The organism is Amycolatopsis orientalis, from assembly GCF_000943515.2.
GTDB lineage: Bacteria > Actinomycetota > Actinomycetes > Mycobacteriales > Pseudonocardiaceae > Amycolatopsis > Amycolatopsis orientalis.
In genome coordinates this window covers 7,745,927-7,761,915 of sequence record NZ_CP016174.1, presented here as the reverse complement: position 1 = coordinate 7,761,915, position 15,989 = coordinate 7,745,927, and the positions used below count along the sequence as shown (strand labels likewise).

At 69.3% G+C, this 15,989-nt stretch carries 10 protein-coding genes; all 10 read left to right on the top strand.

Annotated elements, in window-relative coordinates:
* The first annotated feature begins 17 nt into the window (after positions 1-17).
* Positions 18-5,609, top strand: coding sequence for a non-ribosomal peptide synthetase (locus SD37_RS44165; protein ID WP_044851362.1), 5,592 nt, complete (start codon positions 18-20; stop codon positions 5,607-5,609).
* Positions 5,606-5,815, top strand: a complete 210-nt coding sequence (locus tag SD37_RS33715; protein ID WP_037311030.1) for an MbtH family protein — start codon at positions 5,606-5,608, stop codon at positions 5,813-5,815. The genes SD37_RS44165 and SD37_RS33715 overlap by 4 nt, the downstream gene beginning before the upstream one ends.
* 137 nt (positions 5,816-5,952) lie before the next feature.
* Positions 5,953-7,128 (top strand): cytochrome P450, encoded by a 1,176-nt coding sequence (locus tag SD37_RS33710; RefSeq protein WP_044851286.1) that lies wholly within the window; start codon positions 5,953-5,955, stop codon positions 7,126-7,128.
* Positions 7,129-7,243: 115 nt separating this feature from the next.
* Positions 7,244-8,440 carry a cytochrome P450 gene (locus SD37_RS33705; RefSeq protein ID WP_044851285.1) on the top strand — a complete coding sequence of 399 codons (1,197 nt, stop codon included), beginning with the start codon at positions 7,244-7,246 and terminating at the stop codon, positions 8,438-8,440.
* A 128-nt stretch (positions 8,441-8,568) separates the two neighbouring features.
* Entirely contained in the window at positions 8,569-9,789 is a 1,221-nt protein-coding gene (locus SD37_RS33700; protein WP_044851284.1) for a cytochrome P450, read from the top strand.
* 44 nt (positions 9,790-9,833) lie between these two features.
* Complete coding sequence (locus SD37_RS33695) at positions 9,834-11,309, top strand: tryptophan 7-halogenase (RefSeq protein WP_044851283.1); 1,476 nt, start codon at positions 9,834-9,836, stop codon at positions 11,307-11,309.
* Positions 11,310-11,340: 31 nt separating this feature from the next.
* Positions 11,341-12,567: a glycosyltransferase gene (locus SD37_RS33690; protein ID WP_044851282.1), complete on the top strand. Its 1,227-nt coding sequence runs from the start codon at positions 11,341-11,343 to the stop codon at positions 12,565-12,567.
* A gap of 67 nt (positions 12,568-12,634) precedes the next feature.
* Positions 12,635-13,864, top strand: coding sequence for a glycosyltransferase (locus SD37_RS33685; protein WP_044851281.1), 1,230 nt, complete (start codon positions 12,635-12,637; stop codon positions 13,862-13,864).
* A gap of 41 nt (positions 13,865-13,905) precedes the next feature.
* Complete coding sequence (locus SD37_RS33680; RefSeq protein WP_044851280.1) at positions 13,906-15,132, top strand: class I SAM-dependent methyltransferase; 1,227 nt, start codon at positions 13,906-13,908, stop codon at positions 15,130-15,132.
* 5 nt (positions 15,133-15,137) lie between these two features.
* Entirely contained in the window at positions 15,138-15,950 is an 813-nt protein-coding gene (locus SD37_RS33675; RefSeq protein WP_044851361.1) for a PIG-L deacetylase family protein, read from the top strand.
* Positions 15,951-15,989 lie beyond the last annotated feature (39 nt).

The window sequence follows — 15,989 nt, the reverse complement described above, 5'->3', positions numbered from 1 at the left end:
CCACTAAGGAGCAGATCGTGACCGTTGACGACACTCGTGCGAAGCCTCGCTCCAGCGTGGAAGACGTCTGGCCGCTTTCCCCGCTGCAAGAAGGGATGCTCTTCCATACCGTCCTGGACAAGGAGGGGCCGGACACCTACACGGTCCAGACCGTCTACGGGATCGACGGCCCGCTCGACGCGGGGCTGCTGAAGAGGTCGTGGCAGGCGCTCGTGGACCGGCATGCCGCGCTGCGGGCCTGTTTCCGCTACGTCAGCGGCGCCCAGATGGTGCAGGTCATCGCGCGAAACGCCGAAATCCCGTGGCGAGAGACGGATCTTTCCGGGCTGCCCGGCGACGGTGCCGATGACATCGAGAGCGCGGTGGACCGGCTGGCCGCGGACGAGGTGGCCGAACGGCTGAGCATCGAGTCGGCGCCGCTGATGAAGCTGCATCTGATCCGGCTCGGCCCCGAGAGCCACCGGCTCGTGCACACGCTGCACCACGTCCTGGTGGACGGCTGGTCGATGCCGATCCTGCACCGGGAACTCGCCGAGATCTACGCCGCGGGCGGCGACGCCTCCGGGCTCCCGCCCACCGTGTCCTATCGGGACTACCTCGCCTGGCTGGGACGGCAGGACAAGGAAGCGGCCCGGGCGGCCTGGCGGGCCGAGTTCGCCGGGCTGGAAACCCCCACCACGGTCGTCCCCGCCGATCCCACCCGGATACCGGACATCCACACCGAAGTCGTCGAGCTGTCCGCGGAGCTGACGGACGGCCTCGCCCGGCTGGCGCGCGGCAACGGGCTCACCCTGAACACCGTCGTGCAGGGCGCGTGGGCCGTCGTGCTGTCGCAGCTCGCCGGCCGCACCGACGTGGTGTTCGGCGCGACAGCCTCGGGGCGGCCCGCCGATCTGCCCGGCGTGGAGTCGATGGTCGGCCAGCTGCTCAACACCCTGCCGGTGCGGGTCCGGCTCGACGGCGCGAGGCGGGCCGTCGAGCTGTTCGCCGAACTGCAGCGCGACCAGGCGGCGCTCATGGCGCACCAGTATCTCGGCCTCCAGGACGTGCGGACCGTCGCCGGACCCGGAGCGGTCTTCGACACGCTCGTCATCTACGAGAACTTCCCCCGCACGGGACTCGACCGGCCGTCGGACGGCGGCCTGAACCTGCGCCCGGTGAAACGGGGGAGCAACTCCTCGCACTATCCGTTCACCCTGGTGACCGGTCCGGGCGAACGGATGCCGCTCATCCTCGACTACGACCACGGCCTGTTCGACCGGACGGCTGCCGAATCGGTCGTCGGCGCGATGGCGCGCGTACTGGAGCGGCTGGTCGCCGAACCCGACGTCCTCATCGGCCGTCTGTCGCCGGTGAGCGAGGCCGAGCGCGCGCTGGTGGTGAACGACTTCAACGCGACCGCGGGGCCGGTGCCAGGGGAGTCCGTCCCCGCCTTGTTCGCCCGTCGGGTGGCCGCGGCGCCGGACGCGGTGGCGATCGTCGACGCCGACGGCGCGAACCTGACCTACGCCGAGATCGACCAGGCGTCGGATCGGCTGGCCGGCCACCTCGCCGATCGGGGCGTCGGCCGCGGTGACCGCGTCGGCGTGGCCATGGAGAGGTCGCCGGAGCTGATCATCGCGTTCCTGGCGATCTGGAAGGCGGGCGCCGCCTACGTCCCGGTGGACGTCGAGTACCCGGCCGAGCGGATCTCGTTCATCCTCGGCGACTCCGGCGTCTCGACCGTCCTGTGCACCGAAGCCACCCGCGCGGTCGCGTTTAGCGGGCTAAACGCGATCGTGCTCGACGCGCCGGAAACGCGCGCGGCCGTCGACGGCTGTGCCGCCCCGGAGATCCGGCTGTCCGCCGACGACCTCGCGTACGTCATGTACACCTCCGGATCCACCGGTCTCCCGAAGGGCGTGGGCATCCCGCACGGCGCCGTCGCCGGTCTGGCGGGCGACGAGGGCTGGCAGATCGGCGCGGGCGACGGCGTGCTGATGCACGCGACGCACGTCTTCGACCCGTCGCTCTACGCGATGTGGGTGCCGCTCGTCTCCGGGGCGCGAGTCCTGCTCACCGAACCGGGAGTGCTGGACGCGGGCGGGGTCCGGCAGGCCGTGCGCCGCGGCGCGACCTACGTCCACCTCACCGCCGGTACCTTCCGCGCGCTGGCGGAGACGTCGCCGGAGTGCTTCGACGGCCTGGTCGAGATCGGCACCGGCGGCGACATCGTCCCCCTGCAGTCGGTGGAGAACCTGCGGCGGGCCCAGCCCGGTTTGCGGGTGCGCAACACCTACGGTCCGACCGAGACCACCCTGTGCGCCACGTGGCTGCCGATCGAACCCGGTGACGTACTCGACCGGGAGTTGCCGATCGGGCATCCGATGACGAACCGCCGGATCTACATCCTCGACGCCTTCCTGCGCCCGGTCGCGCCGGGCGTGACGGGTGAGCTGTACATCGCGGGCACGGGCCTGGCCCGGGGGTACCTGAACGCGCCGGGCCTGACGGCCGGCCGCTTCGTGGCTTGCCCGTTCGCCGCCGGGGAACGTATGTACCGCACCGGCGACCTGGCGCGCTGGACCCGTGACGGCGAAGTCGTGTTCCTCGGCCGGGCCGACGACCAGGTGAAGATCCGCGGTTACCGGGTCGAACTCGGCGAGGTGGAGGCCGTGCTGGCGGCCCAGCCGGGAGTGGTCGAGGCCGTCCTGCTGGCACGGGAAGACCAGCCGGGCGAGAAGCGTCTGGTCGGCTACTTCGTCTCGGACGGCAGCGACGCGGGACCGGAGGAGATCCGGCGGCAGATGGCCAAGGTCCTGCCCGACTACATGGTCCCGATCGCGGTCGTCGCGCTGCCCGGTCTGCCCGTCACCCCCAACGGGAAGGTGGATCGCCGGGCCCTGCCCGCCCCGGATCTCGCGGGAGGTTCGTCGGAGAAGGCGCCGGAGAACGAGACCGAAAAGGTGCTGTGCGCGCTGTTCGCCGAGATCCTCAGCGTCGACCAGGTGGGCGTCGACGACGCCTTCCACGACCTCGGCGGCAGTTCGGCGCTGGCCATGCGGCTCGTCGCGCGGATCCGGGAGGAACTCGGCGAGGACCTGCCCATCCGGCAGCTGTTCTCCTCGCCGACGCCCGCGGGGCTGGCGAGGGCGCTCGCCGCGAAGTCCCGCCCAGTCCTGGAAGTCGCCCAGCGACCGGACCGGGTGCCGCTCACCTCCCGGCAGCTGCGTGCCTGGCTGCTGGCCGATCCGGGCGGGGAGACGGCGGGCCTGACCACCTCGGTCGCGCTTCGCCTGCACGGCAAGCTGGACGTGCCCGCGCTGACGGCGGCGCTCGGTGACGTCGCGGCCCGGCACGAGCTTCTCCGCACGACCTTCCCCGGCGACGCGCAGAGCGTCCACCAGCACGTCCACGACACCCTGGCGATCGAGCTGACCCCGGTCGCGGCCACCGAGGACGACCTTCCCGGGTTGCTCGCGGAGCGACGCGAGTCGGTCTTCGACCTCACTCGGGAGGTGCCGTGGCGGTGTGACCTCTTCGCGCTCTCGGAGAAGGAGCACGTGCTTCATCTGCGGGTGCACCGGATCCTCGCCGACGACGACTCGCTGGACGTGTTCTTCCGCGACCTGGCGGCCGCCTACGGCGCGCGGCGGGAGGGCCGGGTCCCGCAGCGGGCGCCCTTGGCCCTGCAGTTCGCCGACTACGCGCTCTGGGAGCGGCGACTGCTCGAGGACGAGAACGAGCCGGGCAGCCTGGTCGGCGAGCAGGTCGCCTTCTGGCGGGACAACCTGGCGGGCATCGACGGGGAGACGGTGCTCCCGTTCGACCGCCCGCGGCCCGTCGTCCCGTCGCGGCGGGCGGGTTCGGTGGCGCTGCGGCTGGACGCCGGTCCGCACGCCCGGCTGGCGGAGACGGCGGAGTCGGCGGGCGCGGAGACGCTCCAGGTGGTGCACGCCGCGCTCGCCATGCTGCTGACCAGATCCGGGGCGGGCGACGACGTGGTGATCGGCACGACGCTGCCGCGGGACGAGGAACTCTTCGACCTCGAACCGATGGTCGGCCCGTTCACCCGGCCGCTCGCCCTGCGGACGGACGTCTCGGGCGACCCGACCTTCCTGGAGGTCGTCACCCGGGTGCAGGAGGCCGTCCAGGCCGCGAACCAGCACTTGGACGTGCCTTTCGAGCGGATCGTCGAGCTGCTGGACCTGCCGGCCTCGCTCTCCCGCCACCCGGTGTTCCAGGTGGGACTGGAGGTGGACGAGGAGGACATCGACGGCTGGTCCACGGCGGAACTGCCCGCGCTGCGCACCGGTGTCGAACCCGCCGGGACCGACGCGATGGAGCTGGATCTCGCGGTCAAGCTCACCGAGCACTTCGATGACGACGACGAAGCGGGCGGCCTGGAAGGCGCGCTGCGCTACGCCACCGATCTGTTCGATCAGGCCACGGCCGAGTCGGTCGCCCGGCGGCTGGTCCGCGTCCTCGAACAGGTGGCGGAGGATCCCCGGCGGCGGGTCAGCGAGCTGGACCTCTTCCTGGACGACTTCGAACGCGGCCGTCCGCCGATCGCCCCGGCGCGGTGGGCGGATGCCGTCCCCGCGGTGGTCGCCGAGCTGGCCGGGGACGACCCGGTCGGCGCGCTGGTACTGGACGAGCGGATGCGCCCCGTCGCGCCGGGCGCCGTCGGCGATCTCTACGTAACCGGTCCGGCGGTGGACGCGGCACCGGCGGACCTGCCGACCGTCCCGTGCCCGTTCGGTGAGGAAGGGCACCGAATGCTGTCGACGGGCCTGCTCGCCCGCAAGACCCCCGCGAAGACCTTGGTCGTCGTGGGGGAGCGGCGGCGGGCGAGCACTTCGGTGAAGACGGGTGACTTCGAGATCCTGTTGCCGCTCCGCGTCGGCGGCGATCGCCCGCCCCTGTTCTGTGTCCACGCGAGCGGTGGCCTGAGCTGGAACTACGAACCGTTGCTGCGGTACCTCCCGGCGAACCAGCCGGTCTACGGCGTGCAGGCCCGCGGCCTGGCCAGGACGGAACCCTTGCCGGGCAGCGTCGAGGAGATGGCGGCCGACTACCTCGCGCAGATCCGTGCGGTGCAGCCGTCCGGGCCGTACCACCTCCTCGGCTGGTCCCTCGGCGGCCGGATCGCACAGGCGATGGCCAGGCTGCTGGAGGAGGAGGGGGAGAAGGTGGGCTTGCTGGCCCTGCTCGACGCCTATCCCGTCTACATGGGACGCAAGACGACCGGTGCTGCGAGCGAGGAAGCGGCCCTGTCGAAGCGAAACCAGGCGGACCTGGACCTCGCGGGGCAACTGGTGAAGAGCGAGGCCGCCCGGGCGCGCCTCGAAGCCGTCATGCGGAACCTCTGGGACATCGGGCCACGGCACGTTTCCACGCCCTTCGCAGGCGACATCCTGCTCTTCGTGGCCACTGTGGACCGTCCCGAACATCTTCCCGTCTCGGTGGCGAAAGCCAGCTGGAAGGACTTCACCACCGGGACCATCGAGGCCCACGACATCCCGTCCAACCACTACGACATGGTGCAAACCGCGGCGCTGGGCCAGATTGGAGCCATCGTCGCCGAGAAACTCCGGCAGCGGCCGGAAGGTGAAAGGACACAACGATGACCAACCCCTTCGACAACGAAGACGGTTCCTTTTTCGTTCTGGTCAACGACGAGGGGCAGCACTCCCTGTGGCCGTCCTTCGCCGAGGTGCCGTCGGGCTGGACCCGGGTGCTCGGCGAGACCACCCGCCAGGAATGCCTCGCCTATGTCGAGGAGAACTGGACGGACCTCCGGCCGAAGAGCCTCATCCAGGAAGCGGGCGCCTGAGCGAACGGGTGTCCAGCCGCTCAACGCGGACGGTTGGACGGTGCGGTGGCGTAGTTGGGCTGTGAAGGCCTCCTTGAGGGACCCAGAGTCCCTCAAGGAGGCCTTCACGGACCACCCCTGCGAAAGGACCTTGTGCAGTGTTCGAGGAGAAGAACGCCCTCCGGGGAACGGAAATCCACCGGAGAGAGCGATTCGACCCGGGACCGGAGCTGCGTGCCCTGATGGCCGAAGGACGCATGTCCGTGATGGAGTCGGAAGATTCCCCCGGCGGGCGGACCGGGTGGCTCGCCACCGGGTACGAGGAGACCCGCCAGGTGCTCGGCTCGGACAAGTTCAGCGCCAAGCTGCTGTTCGGCGGGACGGCGGCGGGCCGCATCTGGCCCGGCTTCCTCAACCAGTACGACCCGCCGGAGCACACGCGCCTGCGCCGGATGGTGGCCTCCGCGTTCACCGTCCGGCGGATGCGGGACTTCCGGCCGCGGATCGAGGCGGTCGTCAAGGCCACCCTGGACGACATCGAGGCCACCGGCGGCCCGGTGGATTTCGTGCCCCGGTTCGCGTGGCCCATCGCGACGACGGTGATCTGCGACTTCCTCGGCATTCCCCGTGACGATCAGGCGGAGTTGTCGCGCGTCCTGCACGCCAGCCGGTCCGAACGATCGGGCAAACGGCGGGTGGCGGCGGGGAACAAGTACTGGACGTACATGGGCCAGGTCGCGGCCAAAACGCGGCGCGATCCCGGTGACGACATGTTCGGTGCCGTGGTGCGCGAACACGGCGACGACATCACCGACGCGGAACTGCTGGGCGTGGCGGCGTTCGTGATGGGCGCGAGCGGGGATCAGGTGGCCCGGTTCCTCTCGGCGGGTGCGTGGCTGATGGTCGAGCACCCCGAGCAGTTCGCCGTGCTGCGCGACGACCCGGACAGCGTCCCGGATTGGCTGAACGAGGTGGCCCGCTACCTCACCAGCGACGAGAAGACGACGCCGCGCATCGCGCTGGAGGACGTGCGGATCGGTGACCAGCTCGTCAAGAAGGGCGATGCCGTCACCTGTTCCCTGCTGGCTTCGAACCGGCACAAGTTCCCCGACCCGGAGGACCGGTTCGACATCACCCGGGAAAAGCCCTCGCATGTCACGTTCGGGCACGGTATCCACCACTGCCTCGGCCGCCCGCTGGCGGAAATGGTGTTCCGGACGGCGATTCCGGCGCTGGCACACCGTTTTCCCACGCTCAGGCTGGCCGAACCGGATCGCGAGATCAAACTGGGCCCGCCGCCGTTCGACGTGGAAGCCCTGCTGCTCGACTGGTAGCGCCGGTTGGTCGTGAGTGGCGATTCGGGTTCTAACCCGAATCGCCACTCACGACCACCGGTACCGAAGCCTCGCCGCCGCGGCCCCACCCTGCACCAGCAAAGGAGTTTTCCCGTTGAGTGAGGACGACCCGCGCCCGCTGCACATTCGCAGGCAGGGCTTGGACCCGGCGGACGAACTGCTCGCAGCCGGAGCGCTGACGAGGGTCACCATCGGATCCGGAGCGGACGCCGAGACCCATTGGATGGCCACCTCGCACGCCGTCGTCCGGCAGGTGATGGGCGATCACCAGCAGTTCAGCACCCGGCGCCGCTGGGACCCGCGAGACGAGATCGGCGGGAAGGGCATCTTCCGGCCGCGGGAACTGGTCGGCAACCTGATGGACTACGACCCGCCCGAGCACACGCGGCTGCGGCGGAAACTGACGCCCGGCTTCACACTGCGGAAAATGCAGCGGATGGCGCCGTACATCGAACAGATCGTGAACGACCGCCTCGACGAGATGGAGCGGGCGGGATCCCCCGCGGATCTGATCGCGTTCGTCGCCGACAAGGTGCCCGGCGCCGTGCTGTGCGAGCTGGTCGGCGTGCCGAGGGACGACCGCGACATGTTCATGAAGCTCTGTCATGGGCATCTCGACGCCTCGCTCAGCCAAAAGCGCCGGGCGGCGCTCGGCGACAAGTTCTCGCGCTATCTGCTGGCGATGATCGCCAGGGAACGCAAGGAGCCGGGTGAGGGGATGATCGGCGCGGTCGTCGCCGAATACGGGGACGACGCGACGGACGAGGAGCTACGCGGTTTCTGCGTTCAGGTGATGCTGGCGGGCGACGACAACATCTCCGGCATGATCGGGCTCGGTGTGCTGGCGATGCTGCGGCATCCCGAGCAGATCGACGCTTTCCGCGGCGACGAGCAGTCGGCGCAACGGGCGGTCGACGAGCTGATCCGGTACCTGACCGTGCCGTACAGCCCGACGCCCCGGATCGCCAGGGAGGACCTCACCCTCGCGGGGCAGGCGATCAAGAAGGGGGACAGCGTGATCTGCTCGCTCCCCGCCGCCAACCGTGATCCCGCGCTGGCACCGGACGTGGATCGCCTCGACGTCTCCCGCGAGCCCATCCCGCATGTCGCCTTCGGGCACGGAGTCCACCATTGCCTGGGCGCCGCGCTGGCCCGCCTCGAACTGCGCACGGTCTTCACCGAGCTGTGGCGGCGTTTCCCGGCGCTGAGGCTCGCGGATCCCGCACAGGACACCGAATTCCGGCTGACCACTCCCGCGTACGGATTGACCGAGCTGATGGTCGCCTGGTGATCGGCGGCTTCGTCCACGCGAGGTCGCTGGACGTGCCGCCTGATTACCGGTGAAATTGGGACGTCGGCGTGTTCGGGTCGATAAAGCCGAACGGCACTTTCCCGGTCAACCAAGGAGCTTCCAGTCGGATGGGGCACGATATCGATCAGGTCGCGCCGCTCCTGCGGGAGCCGGCGAACTTTCAGCTGAGGACGAACTGCGATCCGCACGAGGACAATTTCGAGCTCAGGGCGCACGGCCCTTTGGTGCGGATAGTCGGCGAATCGTCCACCCAGCTGGGCAGGGACTTCGTCTGGCAGGCCCACGGCTACGAGGTCGTGCGCAGGATATTGGGCGATCACGAGAATTTCACGACGCGGCCGCAATTCACCCAGTCGAAATCCGGGACACATGTGGAGGCCCAGTTCGTCGGGCAGATCTCCACTTACGACCCACCCGAGCACACCCGGCTGCGGAAAATGCTCACCCCGGAGTTCACGGTCCGCCGGATCCGCCGGATGGAGCCCGCGATCCAAGCCCTTATCGATGATCGTCTCGACATGCTGGAGGCCGAAGGGCCGTCCGCGGATCTCCAAGGCCTGTTCGCCGATCCGGTCGGCGCGCACGCCCTGTGCGAACTGCTCGGCATCCCGCGCGACGACCAGCGTGAGTTCGTCCGGCGGATCAGGCGGAACGCCGATCTGAGCCGGGGACTCAAGGCACGGGCCGCCGACAGCGCGGCGTTCAACCGGTATCTGGGCAACCTCCTCGCCCGGCAGCGCGCCGACCCCGACGAGGGTCTCCTCGGCATGATCGTGCGGGACCACGGCGACAACGTCACGGACGAGGAGCTGAAGGGCCTCTGCACAGCGCTGATCCTCGGCGGGGTCGAAACCGTCGCCGGGATGATCGGTTTCGGCGTCCTCGCCCTCCTGGACAATCCCGAACAGATCGAATTGCTTTTCGAGTCCCCCGAAAAGGCCGAACGCGTCGTCAACGAACTCGTCCGGTATCTGTCCCCGGTGCAGGCGCCGAATCCGCGCCTCGCCATCAAGGACGTGGTCATCGACGGGCAGCTGATCAAGGCGGGGGACTACGTCCTGTGCTCGATTCTCATGGCCAACCGCGATGAGGCGCTGACCCCGGATCCCGACGTCCTCGACGCGAATCGCACCGCGGTGTCGGACGTCGGCTTCGGGCACGGCATCCATTACTGCGTCGGCGCGGCCTTGGCCAGGTCCATGCTGCGTATGGCCTATCAGACTTTGTGGCGGCGATTCCCGGGACTGCGGCTGGCAGTGCCCATCGAAGAAGTGAAGTACCGCAGCGCGTTCGTTGATTGCCCTGATCAGGTACCGGTCACCTGGTGACCACAGGCCCGGCGAAATGACACACGACAGAGGAATGGTGGGAAATGTCGGTCGAAGATTTCGATGTGGTGGTTGCCGGTGGCGGGCCGGGTGGTTCGACCGTGGCCACACTGGTCGCGATGCAGGGCCATCGGGTGCTGTTGCTGGAGAAGGAGGTCTTTCCCCGGTACCAGATCGGTGAGTCGCTGCTGCCCGCCACGGTGCACGGCGTGTGCCGGATGCTCGGCGTCGCCGACGAGCTGGCGGGGGCGGGGTTCCCGATCAAGCGGGGCGGCACGTTCCGCTGGGGTGCCCGGCCGGAGCCGTGGACGTTCCACTTCGGCATCTCCGCCAAGATGGCCGGTTCGACGTCGCACGCCTACCAGGTCGAGCGGGCGCGATTCGACGAAATCCTGCTGAACAACGCCAAACGCAAGGGCGTCGTCGTGCGGGAAGGCTGCTCTGTCCACGATGTGGTGGAAGACGGTGAGCGGGTCACCGGCGCGAAGTACACCGACCCCGACGGCAACGAGCGTGAGGTGTCGGCGCGTTTCGTGATCGACGCGTCGGGCAACAAGAGCCGCCTCTATTCCAAGGTCGGCGGTTCGCGGAACTATTCGGAGTTCTTCCGCAGCCTCGCGCTGTTCGGCTACTTCGAGGGCGGCAAGCGGCTGCCGGAGCCGGTGTCGGGGAACATCCTGAGCGTGGCCTTCGACAACGGCTGGTTCTGGTACATCCCGTTGAGCGACACGCTCACCAGTGTCGGCGCGGTGGTGCGCCGGGAGGACGCCGACAAGATCCAGGGTGACCGCGAGAAGGCCCTCAACGCCTTGATCGCCGAATGCCCGCTGATCTCGGAATACCTCTCGAACGCGACCAGGGTGACGACCGGCAAGTACGGGGAACTGCGTGTCCGCAAGGACTATTCGTACCAGCAGGAGACCTACTGGCGGCCGGGCATGGTCCTGGTCGGCGACGCCGCGTGCTTCGTGGACCCGGTGTTCTCCTCCGGGGTGCATCTGGCGACCTACAGCGCGCTGCTCGCGGCCCGGTCGATCAACAGCGTCCTCGCCGGCGATCTCGACGAGAAGACCGCGCTGAACGAGTTCGAAGCGCGGTACCGCCGGGAATACGGCGTCTTCTACGAATTCCTCGTTTCCTTCTATCAGATGAACGTCAACGAGGAGTCGTACTTCTGGCAGGCCAAGAAGGTCACCCAGAACCAGAGCACCGACATCGAGTCGTTCGTCGAGCTGATCGGCGGGGTGTCCTCGGGTGAGACCGCGCTGACGGCCGCCGACCGGATCGCCGCGCGCAGCGCCGAATTCGCCGCCGCCGTGGACGAGATGGCCGGTGGCGACGGGGACAACATGGTGCCGATGTTCAAGTCGACGGTCGTCAAGCAGGCGATGCAGGAGGCGGGCCAGGTCCAGATGAAGGCGCTGCTCGGCGAGGACGCCGAACCCGAGCTGCCGCTGTTCCCCGGCGGACTGGTGACCTCGCCCGACGGCATGAAGTGGCTGCCGCACCACCCGGCCTGAACCCACGGACCCAGGAAACAGGGGAAGCGAAATGCGTGTGCTGTTGTCGGTGTGCGGAACCCGCGGGGACGTCGAAATAGGGGTGGCGCTGGCGGACCGGTTGAAGGCGCTCGGCGTCCAGACCCGGATGTGCGCGCCGCCCGCCGCCGAGGAGCGGCTCGCGGAGGTCGGGGTGCCGCATGTGCCGGTCGGCCTGCCGCAGCACATGATGTTGCAGGAGGGCATGCCGCCGCCACCGCCCGAAGAGGAACAGCGGCTGGCGGCCATGACGGTCGAGATGCAGTTCGACGCCGTCCCCGGGGCCGCCGAAGGGTGTGCCGCGGTGGTGGCGGTCGGCGATCTGGCCGCCGCGACCGGTGTCCGGTCGGTGGCCGAGAAACTGGGCCTGCCCTTCTTCTATTCCGTCCCCAGTCCGGTCTATCTCGCGTCCCCGCACCTCCCGCCGGCTTACGACGAGCCGACCACGCCGGGCGTGACCGACATCCGGGTGCTGTGGGAGGAGCGGGCCGCCCGGTTCGCCGACCGGTACGGGCCCACGCTCAACCGCCGCCGGGCCGAGATCGGCCTGCCGCCGGTGGAGGACGTCTTCGGCTACGGCCACGGTGAGCGGCCCCTGCTGGCGGCGGACCCGGTACTGGCACCTCTGCAGCCGGACGTCGACGCGGTGCAGACCGGTGCGTGGCTCCTGGCCGACGAGCGGCCGCTTCCCCCGGAGCTGGAAGCGTTCCTGGCCGCCGGGTCACCGCCGGTGCACATCGGTTTCGGCAGCTCGTCCGGCCGCGGGATCGCCGACGCCGCGAAGGTGGCCGTCGAGGCGATCCGGGCCCAAGGCCGCCGGGTGATCCTCTCGCGTGGGTGGACCGAGCTGGTCCTGCCCGACGACCGCGAAGACTGTTTCGCCGTCGACGAGGTGAATTTCCAGGCACTGTTCCGCCGGGTGGCCGCCGTCATCCACCACGGCAGCGCGGGTACGGAGCACGTGGCCACGCGGGCCGGTGTCCCCCAGCTCGTGATCCCCCGGAACACGGACCAGCCGTACTTCGCCGGGCGGGTGGCCGCGCTGGGGATCGGTGTGGCGCATGACGGCCCGACCCCGACCTTCGAGTCGCTTTCGGCCGCGCTCACCACGGTGCTCGCGCCGGAGACGCGGGCGCGGGCGGAGGCCGTGGCGGGCATGGTCCTCACCGACGGCGCGGCGGCGGCCGCGGATCTGGTGCTCGCCGCGGTCGGCCGGGACAAGCCGGTCGTTCCCGCGTGAACCACGCCGAGCGGGCCCGCCGGGACTCCGATGACGGCCCAGAACCCAGGAAACGGGGAAATACGTGATGCGTGTGCTGTTGGCGACGTGCGGAAGCCGCGGGGACGTCGAACCCTTGGTGGCGCTGGCGGTCCGGCTGCGGGCGCGTGGTGCCGAGGTGCGGATGTGCGCACCGCCGGACTGCGCGGACCGGCTGGCCGAGGTCGGGGTGCCGCATCTGCCCCTCGGCCGGTCGGCGCGTCCGGCGGCGGCGGGGGAGGCGAAGCCCCTGACGGCCGAGGACATGCTCCGGTTCACCACCGAGACGATCGCCATGCAGTTCGACCAGATCCCGGCGGCCGCCGAGGGCTGCGACGCGGTGGTGACGACCGGACTGCTGGCCGCCGCGCTCGGCGTGCGGTCGGTGGCCGAAAAGCTGGGTATCCCGTACTTCTACGCCTTCCATTGCCCGAGCTACGTGCCGTCGCCGTACTACGCGCCGCCGCCGCCACTCGGCGAGCCGCCCGCGCCGGAGGGGACCGACATCCGGGCGCTGTGGGAGCGGAACAATCAGAGCGCCTTCCGGCGGTACGGGGGCCCGCTCAACGACCAACGCGCCGCGATCGGCCTTCCGCCGGTGGAAGACATCTTCGAACACGGCTACACCGATCACCCGTGGATGGCGGCGGACCAGGTCCTGGCCCCGCTGCAGCCGACGGATCTCGACGCGGTCCAGACCGGCGCCTGGATCCTCCCTGACGAGCGGCCGCTTTCCCCGGAGATGGAAGCGTTCCTGGACGCCGGGACGCCGCCGGTCTACCTGGGATTCGGCAGCCTGCGGGCCCCCGCCGACGCCGCGAAGGTGGCCATCGAGGCGATCCGGGCCCACGGCCGCCGGGTGATCCTCTCCCGCGGCTGGGCCGATCTGGTCCTGCCCGACGACCGTGACGACTGTTTCGCCACCGGTGAGGTGAACCAGCAGGTGCTGTTCCGCCGCGTGGCCGCCGTCATCCACCACGGTGGCGCGGGGACGACGCATGTGGCCACGCGGGCGGGCGCACCCCAGATCCTGGTGCCCCAGATCGCGGACCAGCCGTACTACGCCGGCCGGGTGGCCGAACTCGGGATCGGCGTGGCGCATGACGGCCCGACCCCGACCTTCGAGTCCCTTTCGGCCGCGCTCACCACGGCCCTCGCGCCGGAAACCCGGGCGCGGGCGGAGGCCGTGGCCGGCACCGTCCTCACCGACGGGGCGGCGGTGGCCGCGGATCTGCTGTTCGCCGCGGTCGGCAAGGAGAAGCCCGCCGTTCCCGCGTGAACCGCCCACGAATTCTTCGAGCACAAGCACAGAGGAGACCCATGTCGACCACGTCCCAGTGCCGTATCTGTGACGGCACCGTCACCGAGTTCATCGACTTCGGACGTCAGCCGCTTTCGGACGCGTTCGTGGTTCCCGGTGACGAGAAGAAGGAGTTCTTCTTCCGCCTCGCCACCGGGATCTGCGAGTCCTGCACGATGGTGCAGCTGATGGAAGAGGTCCCGCGGGACCTGATGTTCCACGAGGCCTACCCCTACCACTCGTCCGGTTCGGCCGTCATGCGCACGCATTTCCACGAACTGGCCAAACGCTTCCTGACCACGGAGCTGACCGGCGAGGACCCGTTCATCGTCGAACTCGGCTGCAACGACGGCATCATGCTCAAGGCCATCGCGGAGGCGGGAGTGCGCCAGCTCGGCGTCGAGCCCTCCGGCGGTGTCGCGGATCTGGCCGCGGCCAAGGGAATCCGCGTCCGCAAGGACTTCTTCGAAGAGGCGACGGCGGCCGACATCCGGAAGAACGACGGCCCCGCCGACGTGATCTACGCGGCCAACACCCTGTGCCACATCCCTTACATGGACTCGATCCTCAAGGGCGTCACCACCTTGCTCGGCCCGAACGGCGTGTTCGTGTTCGAGGACCCGTACCTCGGTGACATCGTGGAGCGCACCTCGTTCGACCAGATCTACGACGAGCATTTCTTCTTCTTCACCGCCCGCTCGGTGCAGGAGATGGCCCGCCGCAACGGCCTCGAACTCGTGGACGTCGAGCGTATCCCGGTGCACGGCGGCGAGGTCCGCTACACCCTCGCCCTCGCCGGGGCCCGCAAGCCGACCGAGGCCGTGGCGGAACTCCTGGCGTGGGAGGCCGAGCGCAAGCTGTCCGAGTTCGCCACGCTCGAACGGTTCGCCGCCAACGTGAAGAAGGTCAAGGAAGACCTCATCGCGTTGCTGACCAAGCTCCGCGCCGAGGGCAAACGCGTCGTCGGCTACGGCGCGACGGCCAAGAGCGCCACGGTGACCAATTTCTGTGGCATCACCCCGGATCTGGTCGAGTTCATCTCGGACACCACGCCGGCCAAACAGGGCAAGCTCAGCCCGGGGCAGCACATCCCGGTCCGCGAGTACCGGGAGTTCGCCGACGATCACCCCGACTACGCGCTGCTGTTCGCCTGGAACCACGCCGACGAGATCATGAACGCGGAGCAGGCTTTCCGTGACGCCGGTGGGCAGTGGATCCGGTACGTGCCGAACGTGCACGTGAGCTGATCGCCATGTCCCAAGACCCTTACCCAGGCCGGATAGTGGCGATCTCACCGCATCTGGACGACGCGGTCCTGTCCTTCGGGGCCGGTCTCGCCAGGGCCACGCGGGACGGCGCGAAGGTGACCGTCCACACGGTTTTCGCCGGTACCGCGGTGGCCCCCTTCTCACCGGCGGCGGACCGGCTGCATTCGATCTGGGGCTTCTCCCCGGAGCAGGACGCGTCGCTTCATCGCCGGAACGAGGACATCGCCGCGCTCGGCCACCTCGGGGCCGAATACCGGCACGGCCGGTTCCTGGACGCCATCTACCGCAGACTCCCGGACGGCCGGTGGCTGGCGGACCACGTCCCGGGACGGCAGAAGCTGGCCATCGGCGAGTTGTCACCGCAGAGCCATCCGGAGCTGTTCTCCGCGGTGAAGGACGACATCGAGGCCGTCGTCGAAGAATGCGAGCCGACGCTGATCCTGACCTGTGGCGCCATCAGCGGTCACATCGACAACAAGATCGCGCGGGACGCCACGCTGCTCGTCGCACGGGAGAAGGACATCCCGGTGCGGCTGTGGGAAGACCTTCCGCACGCGATGTTCTCACCGGACACACCGGAACTGCCGGAGGGCTTTCAGCTCGGGTCTCCGGTCCGCGCCTCCGTCGAACCCGACCTTCGGACGCGGAAATTCGAGGCTCTGCGGCGCTATCCGTCGCAGATGTTGATGCTTCACGGACCCGACAAGGATCTTTTCGCTCAACTGGACGGGCATGCTCGGAAGAGCTCGGCACAGCCCGGATACGGCGAACTGACCTGGCCTGTCGTCTCTCGCTGAGACAACGGCCGAATCATTCCGGAGAAGAACATCGATCAG

What these genes read in the sequence shown, in the direction of transcription:
- SD37_RS33685 (WP_044851281.1), top strand. Translation starts at nt 12,635, where the DNA reads ATGCGTGTGCTGTTGGCGACGTGCGGAAGCCGCGGGGACGTCGAACCC.
- SD37_RS33700 (WP_044851284.1), top strand. Translation starts at nt 8,569, where the DNA reads ATGGGGCACGATATCGATCAGGTCGCGCCGCTCCTGCGGGAGCCGGCG.
- SD37_RS33715 (WP_037311030.1), top strand. Translation starts at nt 5,606, where the DNA reads ATGACCAACCCCTTCGACAACGAAGACGGTTCCTTTTTCGTTCTGGTC.
- SD37_RS33675 (WP_044851361.1), top strand. Translation starts at nt 15,138, where the DNA reads ATGTCCCAAGACCCTTACCCAGGCCGGATAGTGGCGATCTCACCGCAT.
- SD37_RS33690 (WP_044851282.1), top strand. Translation starts at nt 11,341, where the DNA reads ATGCGTGTGCTGTTGTCGGTGTGCGGAACCCGCGGGGACGTCGAAATA.
- SD37_RS33695 (WP_044851283.1), top strand. Translation starts at nt 9,834, where the DNA reads ATGTCGGTCGAAGATTTCGATGTGGTGGTTGCCGGTGGCGGGCCGGGT.
- SD37_RS33680 (WP_044851280.1), top strand. Translation starts at nt 13,906, where the DNA reads ATGTCGACCACGTCCCAGTGCCGTATCTGTGACGGCACCGTCACCGAG.